The following is a 19,378-nucleotide window of genomic DNA, read 5'->3' on the forward strand; positions in this document are numbered from 1 at the left end:
ACCTTTAATATATTTTGCACCTCTCAAGTAATACACCCTTCCCAATTGAATAGCAAGATCTGCTTACAGTTCTTTCCTCAACCTGGCCACCGGAATGTTCAGCTGCTCGCGGTATTTGGCCACGGTGCGGCGGGCAATGTTGTAGCCTTTCTCGTTGAGCATCTTCTCAATCTTGTCATCTGAGAGAGGCTTGCGCTTGTTCTCCTTGTCAATGATGTCTTTGAGAATGGCTTTCACCTCACGGCTGCTGGCGTCTTCGCCGGCGTCGGTGGCAATGCCCTCTGAGAAGAAGAACTTGAGCGGGATAATCCCGAACTCGGTCTGCACGCTCTTGCTGTTGGCCACGCGGCTCACGGTAGAAATGTCCATGCCAATGTCCTCGGCAATGTCTTTCAGAATCATGGGCTTGAGCTTGCTCTCATCACCCTCCAGAAAATAGTCATACTGGCGGCGCATGATGGCTTCCATGGTGCGCAGCAGGGTGTTCTGGCGCTGTTTGATGGCGTCAATGAACCATTTGGCGGCGTCCAGCTTCTGCTTCACAAACGTCACCGTCTCCTTCAGCTTCTTGTCGGTTTTGGCGCTTTTGTCATAGGCGTCAAACATGTCTGCGTACGAGCGCGAGATGCGCAGGTCTGGGGCGTTGCGGGCGTTCAGAGACAGCTGCAGCTGGCCTTCCTCATTGGTGATGATAAAGTCCGGGATCACGTACTGCACGCGGGTGGCGCTGCCGGTGCCGCCGGGCTTGGGGTTCAGCTTCAGGATTAAGTCAATCGCGGCTTTCAGCTCGTAGTCTTCCAGCTCCAGTTTCTGCTGAATGCGGCTGTAGTGCTTTTTAGTGAACTCGTCAAAAGTGTCATGAATGATTTGCTCGGCCACCTCGGTGATCTCATCAGGCTCACGGCGCTCCAGCTGCAGCAGCAGACACTCCTGCAGGTCACGGGCGGCAATGCCGGGCGGGTCAAACGCCTGGATTCGGCGCAGCACGTCTTCAATCTCCTCTACGCTGGCGTCAATGTTCTGCGAGAAGGCCAGGTCATTGGAGATGGCCTCCAGTTCCCGCCTGATGTAGCCGTCCTGGTCAATGGAGCCAATAAGCTGCTCGCCAATGGCCAGTTGCTTCTCGTTCAGGTTCAGGAAACCCAGCTGGTCCATGAGCGCATCTACCAATGAGCCCGTAGAGGCAATGGGCATTTCGCGGTCTTCCTCCTCGCCGGGGCCGTCGCCCTGCATTTTGTAGCCGGCTATCTCGTCATCGTTGATGTAATCTTCCAGGTTCACGTCGTCATCGTCACGGCGCAGTTCCTCCTCCCCGAAGTCGTCTTCGGAGTTGTCAAATTCATCATCGGCCTCGCCGGAGTCTTCGTTGCTGTCCTGGGCGGGCTCGTCGGCGGCATCGCCTTCCTCCAAGGCAGGGTTCATCTCCATCTCCTCTTTAATGCGCGCCTCCAGCTCAGCGGTAGGCACCTGCAGCAGCTTAATGAACTGTATCTGCTGCGGCGATAGCTTCTGGGATAAAAGTTGTTTTAGGTCGAGTCTCTGCATACGTCAAAACACCGGTCTAATCAGCGTAGACTAGGCCAAAGTTATAGTTTTTTACTAGCGGTTTGCAAAAAAGGTTAGTCGCCCGTAGGGCGAAGTAGCACGTATGGCATATCACGTAGCAAGACGTTGGGGGTTGGCCGCTTATCCTCAGTTCTCCCTTGTGAAAAGCCACTAGTGCTAACAAGAAGTCCTTGAGGCGTTTCTGGCCTGTTTTCGGGAAAGTAGGCCAGAAACGGAAACCAAGCCATCAGCTGATGAGCGCAACTTACCAAGCAATTCCTTTCCCTACCTTTTGTCATCCTGAAAGGACCTTGTGGGCGAACGGCAATGCCGCTTGAGCAAAGCGCAAATCTGCTAACATCACTTACAAATAGAACCGTGAACACAATTTCCGTTTCTGGCCTACTTTCGGGAAAACAGCCCGAAAACAGCAACCAAGCATCAGCAGATAAGCACTAACCTTGCCAAGCGACTCCCCCTTTTGTCATTCTGGAAGAATCTCGGTAGCGAACGGCAGAAACACTTGAGCAACGATTTCCTATTTCGCCCACAAGTTCCTTTCAGGATGACAAATAAATAAATGGGTTCCGTTTTAGGCCTACTTTCCAGAAAACAGGCCGGAAACAGAAATGCGCTTTGGCTGCAAATATTCCCATCGGCCGTGGCCGAAAACAAGTCCTGTGGATTAAATGCGAATTTTTGCCGCCAGCTACTTACTTTTGCACCAGCAGAATACGTGCTACTTGATACTTGCTACTCGATACGAGATTAGAACATGAAACGAACCAAAGTAAAAGCATTGCTCCAGACACCGGCCAGCGGGCAGGAGGTGTTGGTGAAAGGTTGGGTGCGCACCAAGCGCGGCAACAAGTATGTCACCTTTATTGCCGTGAACGACGGCTCTACCATTAATAACATACAGGTGGTGGCAGACATGAATGTGTTTACCGAGGAAGCGTTGAAAGAGGTGGCCACCGGCGCCAGCGTGTCAGTAGTAGGGACGCTGGTAGAAAGCCAGGGCAAAGGCCAGACCGTAGAGATCCAGGCCAAAACGGTAGAGGTATTAGGCACCGCCGACCCGGAAACGTACCCGCTGCAGAAGAAAGGCCACTCGCTGGAGTTTTTGCGCGAGATTGCCCATTTGCGCCCGCGCACCAACACGTTTGGCGCCGTGTTCCGGTTGCGGCACGCCATGGCGTTTGCCGTGCACCAGTTCTTCAATGACAAAGGCTTCTTCTACGTGCATACGCCGGTGATTACGGCGTCAGACGCCGAAGGGGCCGGTGAAATGTTTAGAGTAACCACACTGGATCCCATCAATCCGCCTAAAACCGAGACCGGCGAGGTGGATTTCTCTGAAGACTTCTTCGGAAGGTCTGCGAACCTGACCGTTTCCGGGCAGCTGGAGGGCGAGGTGCTGGCCATGGCGCTGTCTGAGATTTACACGTTCGGGCCTACGTTTAGGGCCGAGAACTCCAACACCAGCCGTCACCTGGCTGAGTTCTGGATGATTGAGCCCGAGATGGCCTTCTATGAGCTGGAAGACAACATGGACCTGGCTGAGGAATTCCTGAAGTACCTGGTGCAGTACGCCCTGGACAACTGCATGGAAGACCTCCAGTTCCTCAACGACCTATATGACAAGGAACTCCTGAGCCGCCTGCAGTTTGTGGTGAGCAATGATTTCCAGCGCCTGACCTACACCGAGGCCGTGGAGATTCTGAAAACCGCCAAGCAGAAGTTTGAATACAAAGTGGACTGGGGCACCGATTTGCAGAGCGAGCACGAGCGCTACCTGGTGGAGAAACACTTCAAAAAACCGGTTATTCTCACCAACTATCCCAAAGAAATCAAGAGTTTCTACATGAAACTGAACGAAGACGGCAAAACCGTGCGCGCCATGGACGTGCTGTTCCCCGGCATTGGCGAAATCATCGGCGGTAGCCAGCGTGAGGAAAGCTATGAGAAGCTGGTGACCCGCATGCAGGAAATGGGCGTGCCCGAAAAAGAAATGTGGTGGTTCCTGGATACGCGTCGGTTTGGGACCGTTCCGCACAGCGGCTTTGGCCTGGGCTTTGAGCGGCTGCTGCTGTTTGTGACCGGCATGAGCAACATCAGAGACGTGATTCCGTTCCCCCGCTTCCCCAAGAGCGCCGAGTTTTAAGGAGTGAAGGAATGAGTGGGTGAAGGAGTGAATAAAAGTTTCTTCCTCTTTCTCTACCAGTCCATTTGAGTATACCTCCTTCGGCTTGCGCCGATGCAAAAGAGAGGGGCTGCCCTGCTACCATTTGGTGGCGGGGCAGTTCTGTTTTGGGGCTGTTTTCCCAAAAACAGCTCCAAACCGCTTTTCTATTGACCAAGAGTCTGTTGCGGGTCAGGCTGAAAAATTATTTCTGGCAGCCCCGCCGCAAACATTCTTTAAATATTCCTACATTTATAACCTAAACAGACCTTACAACCCTTTATTATCATGTTAAGACATTTTACTCTGTTAGTATTGGCGCTGGCGCTGGCCGTAGGCGGTGCCCAGGCCCAAACGGCCAAAGAGAAAGAACAGGCCAAAAAAGAGGCCGCCAAGCAAAAGGCCGACGAGAAAAAAGCCGCTGAAAAGGCCAAAGCGCAAGCAGCCAAAGAAAAGGCCGCCGCCAAGAAAGCCGCCGACAAAGAAAAAGAAGCCGCTAAAAAGTTAGCCGCCAAAGAGAAAGCTGCCGCGGCCAAGGCCAAGGAGCAGGAGAAAAAAGAAGCCGCCAAAGCCAAGGCACTCGCCGCCAAAGAAAAGGAAAAAGCCAAAGCCGCCGCCGCCAAAGAGAAAGCGGCTGCCCAGAAGCTAGCCGCCAAAGAGAAAGCCGAGGCCGCCAAAGCCAAAGCCGCCGAGAAAAAAGCGGCCGCTAAAGAGAAGAAAAGCTAAGACTAATTTACAGCTTTGTTTACACCAAAAGAGCCCGCACGTTGCGGGCTCTTTTGATGTAAGGACTAACTTTTTAATTGTTTCTTGTATGTCCGTTTAACTTCTTTCATAAATTTTTTAGTGAACAGGCTTTTGTATTCTAAGAGATCAAATTCATAACCGTAGTCTATGTGATATGTGTCATTATTCTGCATATTAAGCACATACAACGGAAAATTAACTCTCAACTTAGAAGTAGATTCTACCTTACCATTTTTAAATTGGTGGATTGGGTCAAAAAGTAGCAGGTACTTGTACCCTTCTTCTTTATATTTTGCCACTTCATGCAGATGCGCTATGGCATATTCAAAAGGATATTCCTTGACGCTTTCCATCAATTCTTTATTTGATTTCTGGAAATTTGTATTGTAGTGAGACAGGCTGTTATAGGTATTATGCGCCGCCGTGAAAAAGATGCCCTTTGGCTTTTCTGGCAGATCAACTGAATCTAATTGCAGGAAGATTATTTTTGAGGTGTTTAAATCTGTGGGCACACCTTTGTATTCTTTCCCTTTTTTAGAAGAACTTTTTGGTACCTGTGCAAAGACCTGTAGTGAGCAAATGAGTAATAAAGAGAAAAGTAAAAATTTTGCTTTCATGATTAAATAGTAAAGGGTTGATTAATACGCGTAAAAATTTTTGATAAATGTTATGCTAGTCTGCCTAAATGAGACCTGCGCCGGAAGTTCATCTGTATTAGTAAACTCATAAGATTTACTAGACACTAGGTTAGATTGGAACCTAATTCTATATAAATTCTTCTTTGACAAAACAAAGCTGATTTCGGCCATTGCCGTAGGCAACAAGTAAGAAAAGCCCGCCATGTCTGTTTCAAACGGCCCATTGGTTACGCCGCCTACAAATTCGTAGCCTATTCCTAAGCCAAAACCCAATTTAGACTCATAGGCCATACTCTTGCTCCATACAGCGTCTGTCCCAAACTTAAAGGTGGCAAACACCGGAATAGCACCATAGATGGTAGTCCCGTTCGTCCAGCTCAAGCCCATACCCAAATTTGGGCTAACCCCAAAGGAAGCATGGTCAGCCACTTTCACCAGTGGGAAATTATACCCCACAATCAGGGTAGACAAAGCATAGGCGCTTTTTTGTTTTAGATCAGTCGTGGCGGTTGCCCCATCATCATCTTTGGCAGTATCAAAACCTTTAAACTGCAGGTAAGTAACCCCCAGCCCACGGTCTTTCTGCTTCATATAATCTTTCAAACCTTGGGCAAATGAGATCTCTTGTATTGTAACCAGAGCAATGGATAATAGAAATATTGGGTAAAGTTTTCTCATAAAGGGTTAAGTAAGGATTAGATTTTCTAAATATATCTACATTAACTATAGTAAATCATAGATAGGGAATAAAAAAACTTATCCCGCACTCCCTACACTTCATCTACCTCCCTCTACAGTTCATCTTCTTTTAATTTCTATCCTTTCTGCGGCGGTGCACCTTTGTTCAGAAACTAAGGCCAACCGCTATGAAAACCGCTTCGCTTCTCTCCTTTCTGCTGCTACTCTCCGCTTTCACCGGGTATGCCCAAACGCAGCTGCACGGTACTGTACAAGACGCCGCCGGGCAACCCATCACTGGTGCGAATATCTTTTTGAAAGGGCTCTATGACGGCGCTTCTACTGATGAAAAAGGCGGGTTCCAGTTCAGCACCAAAGAGACGGGCGCGCAAACGCTGGTGGTGAGTTTTCTGGGGTACACCACCGTTGAAAAACAAGTGAACCTGAGCCAGCCTGTTCCTGCTTTACACATCACACTCAAGGCCGACCAGCGGCAGTTGCAGGCAGTGGTGATTTCGGCGGGGGCGTTTGAGGCCAGTGACGAGAAACGCAGCGCTTTGCTCAACTCCCGTGACATTGTGACCACCGCCGGGGCCTCTGCCGACATCATGGGCGCCATCAACACGCTGCCCGGCACCCAAAAAGTGGGCGAAGAAGGCAAGCTCTTTGTGCGGGGCGGCGACAGCTATGAAACTAAGACCTTCATTGACGGCCTGCAGGTAGCTACTCCATATAACTCAACCGTGCCAGATGTACCGTCCAGAGGCCGCTTCTCGCCGTTTCTGTTCAGCGGCATGGCGTTCAGTTCGGGCGGCTATTCAGCAGAGTACGGGCAGGCGCTTTCCTCGGCGTTGTTGTTGCAAAGCCAGGATCTACCGGAAGAATCACAGACGGGCATTTCGCTCATGACCATAGGCGGAAGCCTCTCCCGCACCAAGCGCTGGGAAAACACTTCCCTGGCCGTTTCAGCGGAATATATGAACCTGCGGCCGTACATGAGCCTGGTACGCCAGCGCCAGGACTGGAAGCACATGCCCGAGACCAAATCAGGTAGCGTGGTGTTCCGGCACAAGACATCGCCCACGGGCATGCTCAAATTCTACGGCACCTACGCCAACAGCCAACTGGCCCTCAACCAGCAAGACGTGAACCACCCCGAAGGCCCCATTGCCGTGGCCCTTCGCAACCAGAACGTCTTTTTCAACAGCACTTATGAGGAAACTTATAAAGAGCACTGGACCCTGCAAACCGGCATGACCTTCACCCATAACCAAGACCACCTCGCCGCCGGCGAAACCAAAGTGTACGCGGGCTCCAACACCTGGAACGGCAAAGCGGTGCTTATCGGCGACATCGGCCACGCCGTTACCTTGCGCACTGGACTTGAATCTCAACTGCGCGGCTACCGCCAGAATTATGCAGAAAACCCAACTTCCGCGGTGCGGAAAGGCGTAGTAGATGAGCAGAACGTGGCTGCCTTTGCCGAAGCGGACGTGTACCTGGGGGATAAACTGGTGGCCCGCCCAGGGTTGCGTTGGGAGCGTTCATACTTCCTGCAGAAAAATGCGCTGTCGCCCAGATTGGCGGTGGCCTACCAGGTGAGCGCAGAAGGTCAGGTTTCCTTCGCCTATGGGCAGTTTTACCAGACCCCGGAAAATGATTACCTCAAGTACCACGCGCCGCTCACGTTTGAGCAAGCCCAGCATTACATCCTGAACTACCAGCGCACCTTTGGCAAGCGCACCCTGCGGGTGGAAGGCTACTACAAAAGCTACCAGCACCTGATCAGGTACAACGCCCCAGAGCTGAAAGACGCCACCGACCTGAACAACGGCGGCCACGGCTACGCCCGGGGCGTAGAGTTCTTCTTCCGGGACCAGCAAACCGTGAAAATGGGCGACTACTGGATCTCCTATTCTTACCTGGACAGCAAGCGTCTTTACAAAGGCTATCCAGTGGCCGCCACGCCCGGTTTTGCCTCGGCGCACAACCTGAGTTTGGTGTACAAGCAGATGATCAACCCTATTAAGACCTACGTGGGCACCACCTTCAGCTACACCAGCGGAAGACCGTTCCACAACCCCAACCTGGAGGGTTTTCAGCAGAGCCGCACCAAAAGCCTGTTTGACCTGAGCCTCAGCGCCAGCTACCTCACCACGCTCAAAGGACACGCCACCATCTTGCACGTGGCCTGCAACAATCTGCTGGGCATAGACAATGTGTACGGCTACCGCTTCGCCGCCAACCCCGGCCCAGATGGTCAATACGCGTCCCTGCCCGTGGTGCCCGGCGCCAAACGCTTCGCCCTGGTGGCCTTGCTGGTGTCTATTAATGACGCGAAAAAATGAGCCAAGGAGTAAAGGCCTCAATGAGTGAATGCGTGAATGGAATGTGCCACTACTTCAATAGACAATCAGCAATGAACAATCAACCATTTCCTGTTTTTGACCTCTTTTCTGGAAATCAGCCTAAAAACGAATCTCTAATAACTAACAACTACTAACCATTAACAAAATGAAAAAGTTACTCCTGCTTCCGCTTCTGTTTATCGCTTTGTTCGCCAATGCCCAAGCCAAATACCAGGCTGCCTTAACTGATGCCCTTGCCAAAATGGAGGCTTCTAAAAACGCTGAGGAGATGCAGAATTCAGCCAACCAGCTCACCCGCATCGCCAACGCCGAGCCCAAAGAATGGCTGCCCAACTACTACGCCGCCTACGCCCACATCAACCTCACGTTCCTGCTCAAAGACGAAGACCAGCGGGATCAGACCTTAGACAAAGCACAGGTCTTTCTGGACCGCGCCCTAAAACTGCAGCCCAAAGAATCTGAACTGTACGTGCTGCAAGGCTACCTGCACCAGGCCCGTTTGGTCATTTCACCCATGATGCGCGGCATGAAGTATTCCGGTTTGGCCACCACTGCCCTGGAGAAAGCCACCCAGTTGAACCCCAACAACCCGCGCGCCTATTTCCTGCTGGGGCAGAACGCCTTCAACACGCCAAAAATGTTCGGCGGCGGGGCCGAAGCCGCTAAACCCATCCTGGCCAAAGCCAAAGAGAAATATGCGGCCTACAAACCAGCCAGCTCCCTCCTGCCCAACTGGGGCGAAAGCAGAGCCCTAGCCCTCTTGGCCAAGTGCCAGTAACTGCCAAAGCTGTTTTGGGGCTGTTTTTCAAAAACTAGCCCCAAAACAGCAAGTCATTATGCCCGAGCGGCAAAAGGGGGCTCTACGCTTTTCCTGAAAATCCTTAACTTCCAGCCATGGCAACCTACGGCTTACCACAGAACCGCTTCCTCTCTATCCTGAAATGGCTTTTGCTGTTTGCCCTGTTAGCAGGCACCCAGGTCATGCTGGTCTGCTCCAGCTGCTACACAGACATGGGGAAGGCGTGGCAGAATTTCCTGTACTCGTTCTCGCTCTTCAGTATGCTTTGGCTGGGCAACGGGTATGTGAGCAACAACCTCAATATTTTTGTCTCCTGGACAGAAAGCCCCTGGAAACGCTTTCTTCTCACCTTGCTCACCGTTCTGGTGTACTCGGCAATAGTGGTGTTTTTCATCAACTGGTTCTGGTACGTGCTCCTGCCCAAGCGGGATTTCAGCTACATGGGAACGCCCAAGGTGCGGTACACCATGCTCACCCAGATGCTCGTCACGTACATTATCACTATGACGGTGCACGCCATTGCCTTTCTGCGCGGCTGGCGCGAAGCGGCGGTGAATGCCGAGCGGCTACAGAAGGAGCATGCCCTCTCCAAATATGAGGCGCTTAAAAACCAGGTGAACCCGCACTTTCTGTTCAACAGCCTCAACGCCCTCACCAGCCTGGTGCACCCCGAGCCCGATTTGGCGGTAAAGTTCATCAAACAGCTTTCTGAGGTGTACCGCTACGTGCTGGACTCGCAGCGCAAAGAAGTAGTGCCCCTGGAAGAGGAACTCAACTTTACCCAACGCTACGCCTTTCTGCAGCAAATCAGGCTGGCCGAGGGCCTGCAGGTAAAGCTGCCCACAGATGTGCCAGAAGAGCTCCAGATTCCGCCGCTGGCGCTGCAGATGCTGCTGGAGAATGCCGTAAAACACAACCGCGCCTGGGCGAAAGAGCCGTTGAAAGTAACTGTCTCTATTGAAGACGATTATTTGGTGGTGCAGAACAACTACCAGCCCAAACCCCAACACGAGCCACCCAGCGGCCTGGGCCTAGCCAACATTGAAGCCCGCTATGAGATGCTGACCAATAAGAAAATGCAGGTACTCCCCAGTGAAGGCACCTTTACCGTGCGGCTGCCGCTGCTCACGTTCCAATAGCCGTTTTCGGCCTGTTTTCAGAAAAACAGGCCGAAAACGCAAACTCCTATTTCCGCAGAGCGGAAGGCAGGGAAACGTTGGCAGAATCAACGCAGCTGGCTAAACTGCTCTCTTGTTTCACAGATTTCTAGGTGGCAAACGCCTGCCTCTACCTGCGTTTCTGGCCTACTTTCCAGAAAACAGACCAAAAACGAACAACGAATAACTAACAACAAACAACCAATTTCCATGCTCCGCGCCCTCATTGTTGAAGATGAACCTCTGGCCGCCAGCCGTCTGACCCGCCTGTTGCAAGACCAGCAGGAAGTCCCCATGCAGGTGGTGGCGCAGCTGCCCTCTGTGCAAGATGCCGTGGCCTTTTTCAGAGAAGAACCCAATCCAGACATCGCGTTCTTTGATATTCAGCTGGGCGATGGGCTGAGTTTCCAGATCTTTGAGCAGGTGGCCGTCACGTGCCCCATCATCTTCACCACCGCCTATGACGCCTACGCCCTGCGCGCGTTCAAAGCCAACAGCATTGACTACCTGCTCAAACCCATTGACAACGAAGACCTGGCCCAAGCTCTGCAGAAATTCAAGCGGCTCACCGCCACGGCGCTCCCCGGCCAAAATACCACTTCGGCCCCGGCCGATGCTTCTTTACAACTCCTGCAGCAGGCGCTCCAGCAACTGCAGCACCCCACCGCCCCCGCCTACAAAAACCGGTTTTTGATCAAAGTAGGTGAACACTTGCGGGCGGTGCCGGTAGAGGAGATTGATTTCTTCTACAGCTTTGAGAAGGCCACGTTTCTGCAGACCGAAGACAACCGCCGCTTCGCCATTGATTACACTGTAGAGCAGCTGGAGCAGCTGGTGGACCCAAAGCATTTTTTCAGGGCCAACCGCGGGTATCTGGTGCAGATGCACGCCATTCAGGACATCATTCACTACACCAACAGCCGCCTCAAACTGGTGCTCAGAAACCACACCCAGGAAGAGGTGCTGGTGAGCCGGGAGCGGGTGGCGGCGTTCCGGACGTGGCTGGACGGATAGCCTAAAATACGTTTTTGACCTGTTTTCTGAAAAACAGGCCGAAAACGGGAAATTGCAGATTGTTCAATTGCATAAACTCAGGAATCTAAACGCATTCCGCCCCCCTTTGAAGGGGGTAGGGGCATGACTACTCGTGCTGATTAGGCATTCCCTCCATTCCCGAGAATCACATTTCTTTGAAATTGATTTACGCTTATATTCTTCTGCCGGCCTTGTCATCCCCCAGCCTCCTTTGAAGGGGGAACGAAATGCGTGCCTAAGAAAGCAGTGGGCAGCAAATATTGCAGAATGATTTTTATTCCCGAGTTTGCGTGCATTGTTGCTTTTTGTTCTGAACATTCACCCCACGCCCATGCTGGATTTCCGTTGGATTGTCTTTAGAAGCGTTGCCAAACACCTGAGCTTTACCAAAGCCGCGGGCGAGCTTTTTATCACGCAACCGGCGGCCACTAAACGCATTCAGGAGCTGGAGGCCGAGGTGGGGCTGCGGCTCTTCCTACGCAAAGGCAACCGCATCCAGCTCACGCCTGCCGGCGAAACCCTGCTCTCCTTTGCTGATAGGTCGCATGCCCTGCAGGAGGAGATGCAGTTTGCGCTGGGCAAACTTAAAAACCAGGTGGGCGGGCATTTGCGCCTGGGCGCCAGCACCACCATTGCGCAGTACGTGCTGGCCCCTGTGCTGTCTAAATTCTACCAGCGGCACCCGCAGGTGCAGCTCTCGCTGGCAAACGGCAACACTGAAGCCATTGAACAGGCACTCCTGCTCCAGCACATAGATTTGGGCATAGTGGAAGGCTCCAGCCACCGCCGCGAACTGCAGTACACGCCGTTTTTGCCAGATGAGCTGCTGCCCGTGGTGCGGGCGGGCCATCCGCTGGCGCGGAAGGGGACTATTACGTTTCAGGAACTGGTACAGCAGCCTCTGGTGCTGCGGGAGCGCGGCTCAGGCACGCTGGAAGTCATTGAAGAGGCCCTGCGCCCCCACTACCTGCGCCTACCCGACCTGAACGTGGTCCTGTACCTGGGCTCTTCTGAGACCATCAAATCGTTTCTGCAGCACTCAGACTGTGTGGCCTTGCTTTCGGCGCACGCCATTCAACTGGAGGTGGAGGCGGGCAAGCTGGCCGTGCTCCCGCCGCAGGATTTCCACCTGGCGCGCACGTTCTGGTTTGTGCAGCTGCTGGGGCAGCAGGAGGGGCTGGCGCAGCTTTTCCAGCGCTTTGCGCAGCGGCAGTATAACCTACCGGAATAGCCTATCACCATTTGTCATTTGACTGGGGAATAACCTCCCGCTACCTTGCAGGCATTAGCCAAAATGTTGTTGCATGTCTGCCCGCCTTTTCTCTGTTGCCCAACCTGCTTTCATTCTGGCCGGTGCCTGTTGCCTTACGCCGTGGGTGAGTCCGCCGGTGGCGCTGGGGCTGGGGGTGCTGTTGGCCAACACCACGGGCAATCCCTTCCGGCAGGCCACCCCTGCGCTCACCAAGAAGCTGCTGCAGCTGAGTATTGTGGGGCTGGGCTTCGGGATGAACGCGCAGGCGGCGGTGCAGGCCAGCAGCACCGGCTTTACGTTGACCGTTGCCTCCATCTGCTTCACGCTTTTGGTTGGTTTTCTGCTGGGCAAATGGCTCAAGGTAGAGAACACCACCGCTTACCTGGTGGCGGTAGGCACCGCTATCTGCGGCGGAAGCGCCATTGCCGCCGTCTCGCCGCTGGTGCAGGCCCAGGAAAAGCAGATGAGTCTTTCGCTGGGCATTGTGTTTCTGCTGAACTCGGTGGCGCTGGTTGTATTCCCGTGGCTGGGGCACCGGCTGCACCTGAGCCAGGCGCAGTTTGGCGTGTGGGCGGCGCTGGCCATTCATGACACCAGCTCTGTGGTTGGCGCCGGCCAGAGTTACGGCGAGGCCGCCCTGCAGCTGGCCACCACGGTGAAAATGGCGCGGGCGCTCTGGATTATTCCGGTGGCGGTGCTCACGGCGTGGCGCTTTCAATCCGCCGACGGCGGAAAATTCACCGTTCCATACTTCATTGGGGCCTTTGTTTTGGCCATGCTGCTCAACACCTACGCCCCCGCCTCTTTCACCCCGGCGTTTACATTCATAGCCGCGTTGGCCAAACGCACCCTTACGCTCACCCTTTTCTTAGCAGGCTCCGGCTTGGTGTGGAGTGCCCTCAAAACGCTGGGAATACGGCCGCTTTTGATGGGCCTGTTGCTGTGGCTGTTGCTGGGCACCGGCAGTTTATTCGCCATTCTTCAGTAGATTACCGCGTTTTGGAGCCGTTTTGCGTAAAACAGGGTAAAACCAGTTCGAAACTTTTTCTGCCATGTCACTTCTCACCCCCGCCCCCATAGCCAACGAACAAAGCTACCTCCTGAGCTTTGACAAAGAGCTGCTGCAACTAGAGGTCATCCACGGGTTCCTGTCCCAGACCTACTGGTCGCCCGGCATCCCCAAAGAAACCGTGGCCCGCGCCGTTGAGCACTCGCTGTGCGTGGGCGTGTACTTTGAAGGCAGGCAAGCGGGCTTCGCCCGATTGGTCACCGACTACACCACCTTCGCCTACCTCTGCGATGTGTTTGTGCTGGAGGAACACCAGCGGAAAGGCCTGGCCAAGTGGATGGTACAGGCGCTGCAGGCGCACCCGGAGCTGCAGGGCCTGCGCCGCTGGATGCTCGCCACCGCCGATGCCCACGCCCTCTACGCCCAATGCGGCTTCACCCCGCTTACCCAGCCAGAGCGGTTCATGCAGGTGCACCAGCCTACTATGTATGCGGCACCGGCAAATGACCAGCATTAGCCAAAGGCGTTTTTGACCTGTTTTTCTGAAAACAGCCCGAAAACAGAAAAAGCATTCCCTTCCGCCCACGGCGGAAAACGGTTACTGCACCAGCAGCTCCATCATCTTTTCGGCGGCTATTCTTCCTTTCAGTTTGATTTGGTCACGGGGCGTGTCATCGCCTACCTCATAGGTCACGGCGTCTGCGTTGTAGGTGCGGTAGAACCAGCTCTTAGACACGTTTCCGCCGTTGCCCGAGGGTCTGATGTTGGCTTTGTAATTGGGCAGCGCCGCCTCTACGGCCTTGAGCCAGCGGTTGGTGAAGCCGGGTACGTGGGTAGGCGTGGTTTCAGTGTTGGTATAGAACACGTCGCGGTGGGTAGAGTGGAAGTCCAGCATGAAATACACCTTGGCACCCTGCGCCCCGGTTTTTTGGGCAATGAAATCGCGCACCGCCGCCGTCTCGGGCTGCTTGAAGGTTTCCCAGTCGCGGTTCAGGTCAACGCCCCCCGCCGAGTGGCGCCAATGGCCCAAATCCACGCCGTCTGGGTTAAGCATGGGCATGATGAGCACCTCAAATTTCTCCCTAAACCGCTTCGCCAGCGGCGAGTCTCCGGTCACCACGCGCACAAACTCTTGCATGGCCATAAAGCCCGTTACCTCCGGCGGGTGCTGGCGGCTTAACACCACTATCAGTTTCTTGCCGTCTGACCCGCTGGTGCTGAACGCTTCAATGGGTTGCCCCAGATAACTTTGCCCAATGGTCTGCCGCTTGAGGAAAGGTTTCTGGGCAAGGCTGTCCATCCAGCGGTAGGTCATGGCAGCGGTCATCATCTCCTGTCCGGCCACAATCAAGGTGTCCTGACTGACGGGCACCTTGAAAAACGCCCCTGTCTTATCTATGAAATGACTTTGGGGTACGTCTTGCCACGCGCGCATATCTGTGCTGGTCTTGGGCGAATACCGGTGCTCATTGGTGCCGTACGTCAACTTCACATAGGTGGGTTTTTGGCTTTTCGACCACACCTTGAAGGCGTACCACGGGCTGGGGTTGATGGGTTGGTTCTCCGGCTTTATCTCCAGTTTGAACGTGCTGTCGTTCTCCTGCGTCACGCCGTTGAGCCGCGCTCCGGCAAACTGGTTATGGAACACCACGCTGCCACCATTGAAGGCCCAGGCCTGCTTCTCCTGATAGGCTATGTGCGGACTTTTGATAGCTGCCTTAGTCTGCGCCTGCGTGGTTGTGACCGGCGCGGGCGAAGTTGAGTTAGTGGCAGTTTTAGAGGTGCCGCACCCGTGCAGAAGCCACGCGGCGGCGGCGATGAATAAAGTAAATTTGTTTGTTCCTTTTCTTGCGTACATGCTACTCGTTGCTTTCGGCTTGCGCCGATGTTTTTCTTTTTCTGTTTTCGGCCTGTTTTGGCCAAAACAGGCCGAAAACAGGTTTTGATCTTTTGGCGTGGAACCCACTCCTCCGGGGAGGGGAATAAACGGCTGGAGTACTGTTCCTCAATGCTTGCTGCTTCTGCTTACTTGTGTTTCATCTGCTTTACATTGATCAGCTCCGCTGTTCGGGATTTCCAATCCCGAACTTGAATACCCCGCGGATTTGCAATCTGCGCCGCGGGCGTGCTTGAAAACTCAATGCGGGGATTACAAATCCCCTGATTACCAACTTCCGGATTGCAAATCCGGAAGAGCCGCAGACACGCACCTATCTATTCTCATTCAGCGGTAGTTTTTTGTTTTTGGCCTAATTTTCTAAAAACAGGCCAAAAACAGAAACCCAAGTCCCTCCGCTGTTCGGGATTTGTAATCCCGAACACACCTACCTGCGGATTTGTAATCCGCGGCGCGGCTACGTTAAAAAGCGCCGGGACGGGGATTATAAATCCCCTGAGTACTTGCTTCCGAATTGCAAATCCGGAAGAGCGTGAGCGCGCAAAGGAGCGTAGTTACAAATCCGGAAGAGACGGAGACGCGTGCCTAGCTATTCTCATTCAGCCGTTGTTTCCCGTTTTTGGCCTGTTTTCAGGAAAATAGGCCAAAAACGGGAAACCAAGTCCCTCCACGCGACCAGCATTCCCGCCAATCACTTCTTATGCTTCAGCGCTTTGCCTGCCAAGGCCCCGGTGGCTTTGCCGTTTTCCACCGCCACCACGCCGTTCACAAACACGTAGTCCATGCCGCTGGCCAGGTTGGACGGTTCCTCATAAGTGGCGAAGTCTTTCAGGTTTTGTGGCTGGAACAGAATCAGGTCTGCGTAGTAGCCTTTCTTCACCAACCCTCGCCCCTGAATGCCCAGGGTTTGGGCGGTGAGGCCGGTGGAACTGTGAATGGCGTTGGCCATGGAAATATGGTGGTGATCAATGGCGTATTCTTTGAGCTTGCGGGTGAAGGAACCGTATTTTCTGGGGTGGCCGGGCGTGCCGTCTGAACCAGTCATAACCCAAGGCTGCTTCATGAACCGGAGCAAATCTTCTTCGGTCATGTTGAAGGACACCACCCGCACTTTCTGATCGGTGCGTAGCACTTTGAAGACCGCCTCTACCGGATCCAGCTGCCATTCCTGCGCTACTTTCTCTAAGGATTTCCCGTTCAACGTGGTATTGTCGGTGGATAAAACCAAAGAAGCCGGGCCGCCGCGTCGACGGATGTTGTCTCTGATGCCGTTGCGCAGGCTGTCCGCTAAAGAGGCATCATCAAAGCGGGCGAACATGGCTTTCACGCCGCCGTCTTCGGCCCAGCGGGGCACCACGGCGGCAATCAGGTTGGTGCGTGACGCCAAATATGGGTACTGGTTCGCGGTCACGCGCAGGCCTCTTTGTTGGGCAGCTTCAATCATCTGAATGACTTCGGGGCTCTTGCCCCAGACATCGGCGCCCAGGGCTTTGATGTGCGAAATGTGCACCGGAATGCCTGCGGCCTCGCCAATCTCCAGCGTCTCTTTAATGGAGTTCATCAACCCGATGTTGTAAGTGCTTTCGTCGCGCAGGTGGGTGTCATAGATTCCGCCGTAAGCGGCAGCCACTTTTGACAGTTCTACCACCTCGCTCTGCCGCGCGAAACTGCCGGGGGCGTAGAACAGGCCGGTGGAAATGCCGTACGCGCCCTGCTCCATGGCCTCAGCGACCAGTTTTTTCATTTTGTCCAGCTGCGCGGGCGTGGGCTGCACGTCTTTTTCGCCCAGCACTTCTTTGCGCACCGAGCCGTGGCCCACAAACAGCCCCGCGTTGGTGCCAATGCCTTTTTGCTCCCATTCGGCCAGCGTGGAGCCGATGGGCATGGGCCCGGAGCCGTCGTTGCCCTCAAACACGGTGGTTACGCCCTGCATGAGGTACGCCAAATTGCTCTTGCGCTCCGGGTGCGACAGGTCAGCGGCCACGTGCGTGTGCGGGTCAATGAAACCGGGAGCCAGGTAATAGCCGTTGGCGGCAATGGTTTTCTTGGCTTTGGGCACTTTCTTGCCGGCGGGCTCCAGATAGGTGATGCGGTCGCCGGTAATGCCCACGTCCAGGCGCACCGAGTCTTTGCCCGAGCCGTCAAACACCCACGCGCCTTTGATGAGCGTGTCTACTTTTTTGACGTTCTGGCTGTACGCCTGAGTCTGGAACAAACACAGCAAGCCCGCCAGCAGCACCAAACAGGTGCCGCTGGCCGGGACCTTTATTAAAGGGGATATGCAAACAGAATACGTCATGTCTATTTCTCTTTTCCTGGAGATGGAGCGTTAGCGGGCGCGTGCCGAAGGGCTTTCCCGGCCAGCGCGCCCGTGTATTTGCCTTCGCTGATGCTGACGGCGCCGTTCACCAGCACGTAGTGCACGCCGCTGGCTAGTTGGGTAGACTGGTCAAAGGTGGCGTTGTCTCTGAACCGGGCGGGGTCAAACAGAACGATGTCTGCAAAACAGCCTTCTTTGATGAACCCGCGGTCTTTGATGTGGAAGGTGGTGGCGGTGAGGCCGGTGGCGCTGTGAAGGGCTTGGCTCAGAGGCATGACTTTCTTCTCCAGCGCGTACAGGCCCATTTTGCGGGCGAAGGTGCCGTACGTGCGCGGGTGCGCCCCACCGCCGTCTGACCCGGTCATGACCCACGGCTGCTGCATGAACCGCACCACGTCTTCTTCAGACATGCTGAAGGAAATCACACTGGTAGCCGGATTCTCCTTGAGGATTCTGATGACCGCGTCCTCGGGCTTGACGCCCCATTCCTGCGAGATTTTGAGAATAGACTTGCCGTTCAGTTCGGGGTTCTTGGGGGTGGCCAGGGTAATGCGTTCGGCACGGCCGGTACTATCCAGTTTAGAGGCCAGGCTCTTCTTGATTCTTTCCAGCGTTTTGGGGTCTTCCAGGCGTTGCAGCATCTCTTTGCTGCCCCCGTCTTCGGCCCAGCGGGGCATAAGCGTGGCCTTGAGGCTGGTAGACGAGGCGACGTACGGATAATGGTTGGCGGTTACTTTCTGGCCTTTGCGCTGGGCGTTTTCTACCATTCTAATCACTTCCTGGCTGCGGCCCCAGTTGGTCTCGCCGCTCACTTTAATGTGCGAAATATGCACCGGAATACCCGAGCCAGTGCCAATGTCCAGGGTTTCCTGAATGGCGTCCAGCACGCCGGTGCCTTCGCTGCGCATGTGGGTGTCATACACGCCCTGGTAGTTGGCGGCCACTTTGGCCAGTTCGGTGACTTCCTGGGTTTTGGCGTAGCTGGCGGGTGCATAGAACAATCCACCGGAAAGGCCAATAGCCCCTTCTTTCATGGCGCGGTCTACCCGTTGGCGCATCTCTTCCAGCTGGGCGGGCGTGGGTTGCACGTTTTTGCTGCCCAGCACTTCTTTACGCACGCCGCCGTGGCCCACAAACAGCGCGGCGTTGAGGCCAATGCCGTTCCGATCCCAGGCCGAAAGCTGCTTGGCAATGTCTGACCCGCCAAACCCGTCGCTGCCGGCAAACACGGTGGTCACGCCCTGCGCCAGAAACGGAAGGGTAGCCCGCTCGGCGGCGTCTTTGCTGTTCAGGTATTTGTCTGTGTGCGTATGCGGGTCAATGAAACCCGGCGCCAGGTACAGCCCTTTGGCTTTGATGGTCTTCTTGGCTTTGATTTGGTTCTGCTGCGCGTTGCCCACAAAGGCAATTCTATCGCCCAGAATGCCCACGTCCAGCTGCGCCGAATCTTTGCCGCTGCCGTCAAACACCATGGCGCCGGTAATGAGCAAGTCCAGCGTTTTACCTGCCGCGCGTTGCCCGTAACTTACCGCTGTCGTGAGCAGCGCCAAGCAGGCGGTGAGCAGAAACTGTTTGTTGAAAATGGTATGCAAGGTTGGTATACTTTGAAACGGTTTGTCTTTCATTTATGGCGCAAGCGTCCGCTTGTGCCGTGCTGCTGATGGTTTTGCGTTTTCGGCCTGTTTTGGCCAAAACAGGCCGAAAACGCAAAATCTTATCTTGACATCGGGTTTGCCCGATTTCTAAGTTT

Annotated in this window: 15 protein-coding genes; 9 read left to right on the forward strand and 6 right to left on the reverse strand. The window is 54.3% G+C overall.

Annotated features, from left to right (window positions below; all coding sequences use genetic code 11):
• Positions 1–63: 63 nt before the first annotated feature.
• Positions 64–1,545: an RNA polymerase factor sigma-54 gene (rpoN, locus tag FHS90_RS19105; RefSeq protein WP_182514216.1), complete on the reverse strand. Its 1,482-nt coding sequence runs from the start codon at positions 1,543–1,545 to the stop codon at positions 64–66.
• A 775-nt stretch (positions 1,546–2,320) separates the two neighbouring features.
• On the opposite strand from rpoN, the gene asnS reads away from it, so the two are divergent.
• Both asnS and FHS90_RS19115 read left to right on the forward strand, forming a co-directional pair.
• Positions 2,321–3,709, forward strand: coding sequence for an asparagine--tRNA ligase (gene asnS / locus FHS90_RS19110; RefSeq protein WP_182514217.1), 1,389 nt, complete (start codon positions 2,321–2,323; stop codon positions 3,707–3,709).
• A gap of 306 nt (positions 3,710–4,015) precedes the next feature.
• Positions 4,016–4,453, forward strand: coding sequence for a hypothetical protein (locus FHS90_RS19115; RefSeq protein ID WP_153042526.1), 438 nt, complete (start codon positions 4,016–4,018; stop codon positions 4,451–4,453).
• Positions 4,454–4,518: 65 nt separating this feature from the next.
• Here FHS90_RS19115 and FHS90_RS19120 read toward each other — a convergent pair whose 3' ends face one another.
• Both FHS90_RS19120 and FHS90_RS19125 read right to left on the reverse strand, forming a co-directional pair.
• Complete coding sequence (locus tag FHS90_RS19120; RefSeq protein WP_182514218.1) at positions 4,519–5,091, reverse strand: hypothetical protein; 573 nt, start codon at positions 5,089–5,091, stop codon at positions 4,519–4,521.
• Between the two features lie 21 nt (positions 5,092–5,112).
• Positions 5,113–5,790, reverse strand: a complete 678-nt coding sequence (locus FHS90_RS19125; RefSeq protein ID WP_182514219.1) for a hypothetical protein — start codon at positions 5,788–5,790, stop codon at positions 5,113–5,115.
• 188 nt (positions 5,791–5,978) lie between these two features.
• Between FHS90_RS19125 and FHS90_RS19130 the strand changes: the two genes are divergently transcribed.
• The 7 genes from FHS90_RS19130 (at position 5,979) to FHS90_RS19160 (ending at position 13,928) form a co-directional block, all read left to right on the forward strand.
• Positions 5,979–8,138 (forward strand): TonB-dependent receptor, encoded by a 2,160-nt coding sequence (locus FHS90_RS19130; protein WP_182514220.1) that lies wholly within the window; start codon positions 5,979–5,981, stop codon positions 8,136–8,138.
• Between the two features lie 166 nt (positions 8,139–8,304).
• The gene (locus tag FHS90_RS19135) at positions 8,305–8,937 is read left to right on the forward strand and encodes a hypothetical protein (protein WP_182514221.1); all 633 of its coding nucleotides are present in this window, start codon (positions 8,305–8,307) and stop codon (positions 8,935–8,937) included.
• A gap of 116 nt (positions 8,938–9,053) precedes the next feature.
• Positions 9,054–10,097: a sensor histidine kinase gene (locus FHS90_RS19140; RefSeq protein ID WP_066829125.1), complete on the forward strand. Its 1,044-nt coding sequence runs from the start codon at positions 9,054–9,056 to the stop codon at positions 10,095–10,097.
• A gap of 228 nt (positions 10,098–10,325) precedes the next feature.
• A complete protein-coding gene (locus FHS90_RS19145) occupies positions 10,326–11,129 on the forward strand; it encodes a LytR/AlgR family response regulator transcription factor (RefSeq protein WP_182514222.1) in 804 nt (267 codons plus the stop codon).
• A 352-nt stretch (positions 11,130–11,481) separates the two neighbouring features.
• Entirely contained in the window at positions 11,482–12,381 is a 900-nt protein-coding gene (locus tag FHS90_RS19150; protein ID WP_182514223.1) for a LysR family transcriptional regulator, read from the forward strand.
• Positions 12,382–12,454: 73 nt separating this feature from the next.
• Positions 12,455–13,390 (forward strand): YeiH family protein, encoded by a 936-nt coding sequence (locus FHS90_RS19155; protein WP_182514224.1) that lies wholly within the window; start codon positions 12,455–12,457, stop codon positions 13,388–13,390.
• Positions 13,391–13,454: 64 nt separating this feature from the next.
• Positions 13,455–13,928, forward strand: a complete 474-nt coding sequence (locus tag FHS90_RS19160; RefSeq protein ID WP_182514225.1) for a GNAT family N-acetyltransferase — start codon at positions 13,455–13,457, stop codon at positions 13,926–13,928.
• 81 nt (positions 13,929–14,009) lie between these two features.
• Here the strand turns inward: FHS90_RS19160 and FHS90_RS19165 are convergent, their stop codons facing one another.
• The 3 genes from FHS90_RS19165 to FHS90_RS19175 all read right to left on the reverse strand — a co-directional run bounded on the left by FHS90_RS19165 (position 14,010) and on the right by FHS90_RS19175 (position 19,220).
• On the reverse strand, positions 14,010–15,269 hold the full coding sequence (locus FHS90_RS19165; RefSeq protein WP_182514226.1) for a M14 family metallopeptidase: 1,260 nt from the start codon (positions 15,267–15,269) through the stop codon (positions 14,010–14,012).
• Between the two features lie 730 nt (positions 15,270–15,999).
• A complete protein-coding gene (locus FHS90_RS19170; RefSeq protein WP_182514227.1) occupies positions 16,000–17,607 on the reverse strand; it encodes an N-acyl-D-amino-acid deacylase family protein in 1,608 nt (535 codons plus the stop codon).
• A 2-nt stretch (positions 17,608–17,609) separates the two neighbouring features.
• Positions 17,610–19,220, reverse strand: coding sequence for an N-acyl-D-amino-acid deacylase family protein (locus FHS90_RS19175; protein WP_182514228.1), 1,611 nt, complete (start codon positions 19,218–19,220; stop codon positions 17,610–17,612).
• Positions 19,221–19,378: the final 158 nt, after the last annotated feature.

The sequence above is a fragment of the Rufibacter ruber genome (assembly GCF_014138425.1).
In the GTDB taxonomy this organism is placed as follows: Bacteria; Bacteroidota; Bacteroidia; order Cytophagales; family Hymenobacteraceae; genus Nibribacter; species Nibribacter ruber_C.

What these genes read in the sequence shown, in the direction of transcription:
- rpoN (WP_182514216.1), bottom strand. Translation starts at nt 1,545, where the DNA reads ATGCAGAGACTCGACCTAAAACAACTTTTATCCCAGAAGCTATCGCCG.
- asnS (WP_182514217.1), top strand. Translation starts at nt 2,321, where the DNA reads ATGAAACGAACCAAAGTAAAAGCATTGCTCCAGACACCGGCCAGCGGG.
- FHS90_RS19115 (WP_153042526.1), top strand. Translation starts at nt 4,016, where the DNA reads ATGTTAAGACATTTTACTCTGTTAGTATTGGCGCTGGCGCTGGCCGTA.
- FHS90_RS19120 (WP_182514218.1), bottom strand. Translation starts at nt 5,091, where the DNA reads ATGAAAGCAAAATTTTTACTTTTCTCTTTATTACTCATTTGCTCACTA.
- FHS90_RS19125 (WP_182514219.1), bottom strand. Translation starts at nt 5,790, where the DNA reads ATGAGAAAACTTTACCCAATATTTCTATTATCCATTGCTCTGGTTACA.
- FHS90_RS19130 (WP_182514220.1), top strand. Translation starts at nt 5,979, where the DNA reads ATGAAAACCGCTTCGCTTCTCTCCTTTCTGCTGCTACTCTCCGCTTTC.
- FHS90_RS19135 (WP_182514221.1), top strand. Translation starts at nt 8,305, where the DNA reads ATGAAAAAGTTACTCCTGCTTCCGCTTCTGTTTATCGCTTTGTTCGCC.
- FHS90_RS19140 (WP_066829125.1), top strand. Translation starts at nt 9,054, where the DNA reads ATGGCAACCTACGGCTTACCACAGAACCGCTTCCTCTCTATCCTGAAA.
- FHS90_RS19145 (WP_182514222.1), top strand. Translation starts at nt 10,326, where the DNA reads ATGCTCCGCGCCCTCATTGTTGAAGATGAACCTCTGGCCGCCAGCCGT.
- FHS90_RS19150 (WP_182514223.1), top strand. Translation starts at nt 11,482, where the DNA reads ATGCTGGATTTCCGTTGGATTGTCTTTAGAAGCGTTGCCAAACACCTG.
- FHS90_RS19155 (WP_182514224.1), top strand. Translation starts at nt 12,455, where the DNA reads ATGTCTGCCCGCCTTTTCTCTGTTGCCCAACCTGCTTTCATTCTGGCC.
- FHS90_RS19160 (WP_182514225.1), top strand. Translation starts at nt 13,455, where the DNA reads ATGTCACTTCTCACCCCCGCCCCCATAGCCAACGAACAAAGCTACCTC.
- FHS90_RS19165 (WP_182514226.1), bottom strand. Translation starts at nt 15,269, where the DNA reads ATGTACGCAAGAAAAGGAACAAACAAATTTACTTTATTCATCGCCGCC.
- FHS90_RS19170 (WP_182514227.1), bottom strand. Translation starts at nt 17,607, where the DNA reads ATGACGTATTCTGTTTGCATATCCCCTTTAATAAAGGTCCCGGCCAGC.